The organism is Kribbella sp. (genome assembly GCF_035687465.1).
GTDB lineage: Bacteria > Actinomycetota > Actinomycetes > Propionibacteriales > Kribbellaceae > Kribbella.
The window spans coordinates 1-6,769 of the sequence record NZ_DASRXP010000172.1; the positions used below are offsets into that span (position 1 = coordinate 1).

Sequence of the window (6,769 nt, forward strand, 5' to 3'; positions counted from 1 at the left end):
CGTCCAGCACCGACGGCAACAACCCGTCCCGCATCCACTGCACGAGATCCGGCTCGATCTCCGCAACCAGCACCTCGCGCACCCTCTCGTCCCGCAACAGCGCCCGCACGGTGAACCCCAACCCCAACCCACCCACCAACAGCCGCGAAGGTTCCCCAACAACCTCCAGCGCCGCCAACGCCAGCAACTCCTCGCTCGAAGTCTCCAGGTCATCCATCACAAACACCCCATTGACCCGCAACTCCAACGCCCCATCCCCCACCCGCCTACGCAACACCACCTCCCCCCGCCCACCCCCACCCACCGCCACCTCATCCACCCTCCCCATCCTCCCCCAAACCCCTTACGTCCGAAGAGGCGAGGGGCCTGCCCCTCACCTCTTCGGACGTAAGGCCGGGTTCTCCACAGGGGCAAAGGTTCGGCGGCGAAAGGCGCGGATGGCCTGCATCTTCTGGGTGGTGAATGAGAAGACGAAGTCGGCGAGAAGATGCCGACGCGGAAACTGGTGTGGCCGGTGTCAGACGTGCACCAAGGCGAGCGTTCGAGAGACCCGGCGACTCCAGGCGACTGACCTCGCCGCCAGGCAAGGCGGCGTCGTGTCGCGTCCACAGCTGTACGCCGCGGGCTGGGAGCGCTGGCAGGTGGACGCGCAGGTACGGGCACGACGCTGGGTGATCAAGGGTCGGCAATCGTTGGCGCTCAGGACGGGTGAGCTGCCAGAACTCGGCAACTGGTGGTCGGCGATCTTCGAGGTGGGCGCCGGCGCCGCCCTCGACGGCGTCACCGCCCTGCATGCTGCCGGGTTGAAGGGTTTCGAGAGTGCGATTCACATCTCGACCCCGAAGTCCGCCCGGCCTCGGCGCCCGCGTGGGATTGTCGTCCACGAGACACGACGCCGGGCGGCCGGTGACCTCCTGCCGCTCGAACCACCGCGGGTTCGTCCGGCAACGGCGGCGATCAGGGCCGCGCTCTGGGCCGTTAGCGACAAGCAAGCCTCGCTGATCCTCGCGATGGCTGTTCAACAACGGCTGACGACACCGGCCGAACTGTCCGATGCGCTGGACCAGGTGCGCCGACATCGGAGGCGCAGGCTATTGCTGCAGGTGGTCAGGGAGGTCGCCGGCGGAGCCCAATCGACCGGCGAGATCGACTTCCTCCGCCTGTGCCGGCAATACGGCCTTCCAGAACCTGACAGGCAGTGCCGTCGAGTGACTTCGGACGGCATCGCCTTCCTCGACGTCGAGTGGGCGGAATACGACGTGATCGTCGAGATCGAGGGTGTCCATCACCAGGAAGCAGACCGCGCACTCGCCGACGCAGTACGGCAGAACGAACTGACAATTGACCGCGACCACGTGCTCCGCATCCCGGTGCTAGGCCTGCACACTGACCCGGAACTCTTCATGCACCAGGTCATCCGCCTACTACGCGCCCAGGGCTGGACCTCGGCGCAACACCTTACGTCCGAATGACCGTGGGGCAGGCCCCACGCCGCTTCGGACGTAAGCGGCAAGACAAGAGCGGCTAGTACCAGCCTTTGGCTTTGGAGTGGGACCAGGCGCCGCAGGGGGAACCGTGGCGGTCTTCGATGTAGTCGAGGCCCCACTTGATCTGGGTGACGGGGTTGGTGCGCCAGTCGGAGCCGTACGCCGCCATGCGGTTGCCGGGGAGCGCCTGGGGGATGCCGTAGGCGCTGGAACCGGGGTTGTCCGCGGTCACCTTCCAGCGGGACTCCTTGGTCCACAGCTTGTCCAGGCAGGAGAACTGATCCTCGGACCAGCCGTGGTTGTCGAGCAGGTTGAGCGCGATCTCCTTCGGGGTGCCCTCGAGTTCCTTGCGGGCGGCGTCCCGGCTGGCGCGCTCCTGGCGCGAGTCCTCGTTGGTCTTCTGCAGAGCCTGGTAGCGGGCCAGCGCGGCGTTCTTCGCCTTGCGCAACAACCAGGCCTGGTCCTGGGCCTGCTTGCGCTCGGCTTCGACCGCCTCGATCTGGTTGCGCAGGCGGACCACTTCCGCGGCTTGCTCGGCTGCGCTCAGCGGCTTGGGGGAGGGCGACTTCGCCTCGCGCGCCTTCTCGCTGTTCAGGACGGCGAGCTCAGCCCGGCCGGAGACAGGGGCGGACGCGGCGCTGCTGCCGGGGGAGGTGAAGAGATCGATACTGGCGACGATGGAGACAACCACGATCCCAACGACTGCGAGGACCGCGAGGGAGCGCTTCGCTTTCATCTGTCCTTCCGAGATACCCGACCCCCGTCGGCTGCAACAGGAACATACTCTGGCCTAAACAGACCGTGATCACAAGCAGGTCACAAGGTACGGTGCGGCCACATGGCTTGTGGCCGCACCGGGTAGCTCGGAAGTCTTACAGTCCTTTAACGGAAATCAGACACAGCACAGTCAGTGAGTCAGAGCTGCAGGTCCTCCAGCATCTCCGTCACCAGCGCGGCGATCGGCGAACGCTCCGACCGGGTCAGCGTCACGTGGGCGAACAGCGGGTGCCCCTTCAGCTTCTCCACCACCGCGACCACACCGTCGTGCCGGCCGACCCGGAGGTTGTCGCGCTGCGCCACGTCGTGGGTGAGGACCACCCGCGAGTTGGCGCCGACCCGGGACAGCACGGTGAGCAGCACGTTGCGCTCCAGCGACTGGGCCTCGTCCACGATCACGAACGCGTCGTGCAGTGAGCGACCGCGGATGTGGGTCAGCGGCAACACCTCGAGCATGCCGCGGTCCATCACCTCGTCGATCACGTCGGCACTCGTGAGCGCGCCCAGCGTGTCGTAGACCGCCTGGGCCCAGGGCTGCATCTTCTCCGACTCCGAACCGGGCAGGTACCCCAGTTCCTGGCCGCCGACCGCGAACAACGGCCGGAACACCACCACCTTCTTGTGCTGCCGCCGCTCCATCACGGCCTCCAGCCCGGCGCACAGCGCGAGCGCCGACTTACCGGTCCCGGCGCGGCCGCCGAGCGAGACGATCCCGACGTCCGGGTCCAGCAGCAGATCGAGGGCGACCCGCTGCTCGGCGGACCGGCCGCGGATGCCGAACGCCTCGCGGTCGCCGCGGACCAGCCGGATCCGCTTGTCCGGCATCACCCGCCCGAGCGCGCTACCCCGCTCCGACAGCAGGACCAGACCGGTGTGGGTGGGGAACTCCCCCGCCTCCGGCAGTTCCAGTACGCCGTCCTCGTACAGGGCGTCGACGTCCTGCGTCTCGACCTCGAGCTCGCTCATCCCGGTCCAGCCGGACTCCAGCGTCAACTGCTCGGCCCGGTACTCCTCGGCCATCAGCCCGCAGGCCGACGCCTTCACCCGCATCGGCAGGTCCTTCGAGACCAGCGTGACGTCACGGCCCTCGGCCTTGAAGTTGCACGCCACCGCGAGGATCCGGCTGTCGTTGTCACCGAGCCGGAAACCGGCCGGTAAGGTCTCCGGGTCGGTGTGATTCAGCTCGACCCGGATGGTGCCACCCTTCTCCCCCACTGGCAGGGGTGCGTCCAATCGTCCGTGCTGGATCCGGAGCTCGTCCATCAGCCTCAAGGCGGTCCGAGCGAAGTAGCCGAGCTCTGGGTGATGCCGTTTTGCCTCCAGTTCGGTGATGACGACCACCGGGATGACCACCTCGTGCTCGTCGAACCGCAGCATCGCCCGCGGATCTGACAGGAGCACGGAGGTGTCCAGCACGAAAGTGCGCTGGTCCGGCGTGGATGAGGTGTTTGACGCCTTGGCGTGGGTGGCAGCCATGTCGCACGTCCTCTCGGGCCGCGACGTGCACCACGCCCGGCCCACCAGTGTTAGGTGATGGACCGGGAACTGGCCCGGAGATCTGGTGCAGACCCCCACCGGTACGCCGCACGCGCGTACCCGGAAACCAGCGAGAATGAGACCGAGGGTCTCGGGCACTCCGTTCGGCCCCTCATGGGGCTACCGGCGAGCAGTCAAGTCTCATCTGATCGGGCCTCCCGGACAGCCGGCTTCCCCTCCGACCGTCACTTAGGAGAGTAGGTCGCCGGTGGAAACGCCGCAGCCCGACACGCCCGTCCCCGGGGTTAACGGCGTGTTACACCTTTCCCCTCCCCGGGGGACGACGTTCACCCAGCCGGGTGAGCCGGTACTGCGGGTAACCGGCCGACTCTGTTTCCATGCGGAAGAACTGGCCGGCCTGGTCCGGATATGCAGCGGCGATCTGGTCCCTCGCGTACGGCGTACTGGGGCTCTACTGGGCAGCGGGCGGAGCTGGTTACCCGTTCGCGAAGGTGGAGGACGACAGAGCCACCGCGTCCCTGCTGGAGGGGGCGCCAGTAGGCGTTGTCGCCCCGCTGATGGCCGTCCTCGGCCTGACGGGCAGCGTGGTCGCCCTGGTGATGACCAGGCGCACACAGCGAAGCTGGGTTCTCCAGACCTACGCGGTGACCATGGCGGTCGCTCTCGCACTGGTGATCCCCGACTACACCCCGTTGGCGATGGTTGCACTGTCCCCCGCGATCCTCCTGTTCACGTTCACCGGCGTACCGGGTGAGCAGGGCGGCGTCGGCGACATCCTGTACTGGCACCGGGCGAACCTGCTGCTGATGTTCCTCGGCGGCCTGCTCTGGGCCGCTACAGCGGTCGCCTACCACCGCAGGGCCCGGAAGGCCTGTGTTTCCTGCGGCCGCGACGAGCACGAGCACGCAGCGTGGACCACCCCAGCTGCAGCACTGCGCTGGGGCCGCTGGGCCGTCCTGATCGCAGTGATGTCGAACGTGCCGTACGAGTTCACCCGGGTGGCCTGGTACTTCGGCTGGCCGCTCGGCATCACCGACGAGTTCCAGCAGATGATGGAAGACACGCCCGGCATGCTCGAGATCGGGCTGGGGATGGCGCTGCTCGGGGTCGGCGGCAGCATCCTCACCCACGGCCTGGTGCATCGCTGGGGCGAGGTCTACCCGCGCTGGATCTGGTTCAAGGCAGGGCAGCGGATCCCGCCGTCACGGGCGATCGTGCCGGCCTCGATCGTCGCTGTGGTGCTGATGCCGGCCGGCCTGATGAACATCCGCCTGCCAGGCGACAACGCCGGCTCCGAGTGGGGACTGGCGATGCCCGGCACACTCTGGGTGGTCTGGGGCGCCGCACTGGGTGCGGCTACCTACGCCTACTACCTACGACGCCGTACTACGTGCCGCCGGTGCGGCCGTGGTCCCGCGGAGAGCGCAGTACTCAGGTCCCGAAGCGGCGCTCGCGCTGGGCGTAGTTCCGGATCGCGCGGAGGAAGTCCACGTGCCGGAAGTCCGGCCAGAGCGCCTCGCAGAAGTAGAACTCGCTCAGCGCGCTCTGCCACAGCAGGAACCCGCCCAGCCGCTGCTCCCCCGAGGTCCGGATGACGAGGTCGGGATCCGGCTGGCCCTTCGTGTACAGGTGTTCGGCGATGTGCTCGACGTCGACCCGCTCGGCCAGTTCCTCGATCGAGATGCCCTTGGCGGCCTCCTCGAGCAGCAACGAGCGGACCGCGTCGGCCAGTTCGCGGCGGCCGCCGTACCCGACTGCCACGTTGACGAGCATGCCGTCCACGTTCTGGGTCGCGGCCTCGGCGCCCTTCAACACCTCGGCGGTGGCCCCGGGCAGCAGGTCGAGCGCGCCCACCGGGTGGATCCGCCAGCGGCCGATCGAGGTCAGCTCCTCGACCGTCTGCTCGATGATCCGCAGCAGCGGCTCCAGTTCCTCGGCCGGCCGGCTCAGATTGTCGGTGGACAGCATCCAGACGGTGACCACCTTGACGCCGACCTCGTCGCACCAGCCGAGGAACTCGGTGATCTTGTTCGCGCCGGCCTCATGACCGCGCGACACCGGATCGCCGGTGGCCCGAGCCCAGCGCCGGTTGCCGTCGATGATCACGCCGATGTGCCGCGGCATTCGGTCCGGCGACAGGGAGCGCGCCAGCCGGCGCTCGTAGAGTCCGTACACCGCGCCGCGCAGGCGTTGTTTGCCAGGTGTCCGCATGGGCAGATGAGCTCCTCGACCGTTTGATATGCCTCACTGAGGCTAGCCGACATCCATCGTCGTTGGACCGCGAGAACGGACATCGAACTTTCGGAGGAGTTCGCGCATCAGACACTCCGCAGGGCGCTGTCTTCTCACGGGATGTGTGCAAGATTTCATCCTTCCGGACCATCTAAACCTACGGTTCCGTAGGTTACGGTTGCGGAGGTGACTGCCCAACGCTCGAGAGGACGGCGATGACGGCCAAGACCGCGACCACCACCCCGCCCCACGAACTGGGTCACACACTGTCCGGCAAGCTCGGCCCGCTGAAGCCGAAACTGCGCGGCTGGCTGCATGCGGGCACGTTCCCGTTCGCCACCGCCGCCGGCATCGTGCTGATCTGCCTGGCGCCGAGTGCGAGCGCCCGCTGGGCCGCCGCGGTCTACACCCTCGGATCGATGCTGCTGTTCGGCATCTCCGCGCTCTACCACCGCTTCTACTGGGGCCCGACCGGCGAGGCCGTCCTGCGCCGGCTGGACCACAGCAACATCTTCCTGCTGATCGCCGGCACCTACACCCCGCTGGGAATGGTGCTGCTGCGCGGCGACGACCGGATCCTGCTGCTCAGCATGGTCTGGGGCGGCGCCCTGCTGGGCATCCTGTTCCGGATCTTCTGGGTGCACGCGCCCCGCTGGCTCTACACGCCGATCTACCTGGCGCTGGGCTGGGTGGCGATCTTCTGGATGGGCGACTTCTACCACCTCGGTGGCGCGTCCGTGGTCACGCTGCTGGCCATCGGCGGCGGCCTCTACTCG

At 67.7% G+C, this 6,769-nt stretch carries 5 protein-coding genes and 1 pseudogene; 2 read left to right on the plus strand and 4 right to left on the minus strand.

The features are described from left to right. Window positions 1-217: pseudogene (locus VFG33_RS08830) on the minus strand (hypothetical protein); the annotation flags it as partial. A gap of 379 nt (window positions 218-596) precedes the next feature. On the opposite strand from VFG33_RS08830, the gene VFG33_RS08835 reads away from it, so the two are divergent. Continuing rightward, window positions 597-1,472 (plus strand): putative endonuclease domain-containing protein, encoded by an 876-nt coding sequence (locus VFG33_RS08835; protein WP_325024319.1) that lies wholly within the window; start codon window positions 597-599, stop codon window positions 1,470-1,472. Between the two features lie 52 nt (window positions 1,473-1,524). On the opposite strand, the gene VFG33_RS08840 is transcribed toward VFG33_RS08835, so the two are convergent. The 3 genes from VFG33_RS08840 to VFG33_RS08850 all read right to left on the minus strand — a co-directional run bounded on the left by VFG33_RS08840 (window position 1,525) and on the right by VFG33_RS08850 (window position 5,972). Beyond that, a complete protein-coding gene (locus VFG33_RS08840) occupies window positions 1,525-2,223 on the minus strand; it encodes an aggregation-promoting factor C-terminal-like domain-containing protein (RefSeq protein WP_325024321.1) in 699 nt (232 codons plus the stop codon). 179 nt (window positions 2,224-2,402) lie between these two features. Beyond that, window positions 2,403-3,740: an RNA 5'-3' helicase PhoH2 gene (gene phoH2 / locus VFG33_RS08845; RefSeq protein WP_325024323.1), complete on the minus strand. Its 1,338-nt coding sequence runs from the start codon at window positions 3,738-3,740 to the stop codon at window positions 2,403-2,405. Between the two features lie 1,452 nt (window positions 3,741-5,192). Then, entirely contained in the window at window positions 5,193-5,972 is a 780-nt protein-coding gene (locus VFG33_RS08850; protein WP_325024325.1) for an isoprenyl transferase, read from the minus strand. Between the two features lie 236 nt (window positions 5,973-6,208). On the opposite strand from VFG33_RS08850, the gene trhA reads away from it, so the two are divergent. Next, the coding region (trhA, locus tag VFG33_RS08855) for a PAQR family membrane homeostasis protein TrhA (protein WP_325024328.1) at window positions 6,209-6,769 on the plus strand (561 nt) is incomplete at its 3' end.

Coding starts and splice junctions, on each gene's coding strand:
- VFG33_RS08840 (WP_325024321.1), bottom strand. CDS start 2,223: ATGAAAGCGAAGCGCTCCCTCGCGGTCCTCGCAGTCGTTGGGATCGTG.
- phoH2 (WP_325024323.1), bottom strand. CDS start 3,740: ATGGCTGCCACCCACGCCAAGGCGTCAAACACCTCATCCACGCCGGAC.
- VFG33_RS08850 (WP_325024325.1), bottom strand. CDS start 5,972: ATGCGGACACCTGGCAAACAACGCCTGCGCGGCGCGGTGTACGGACTC.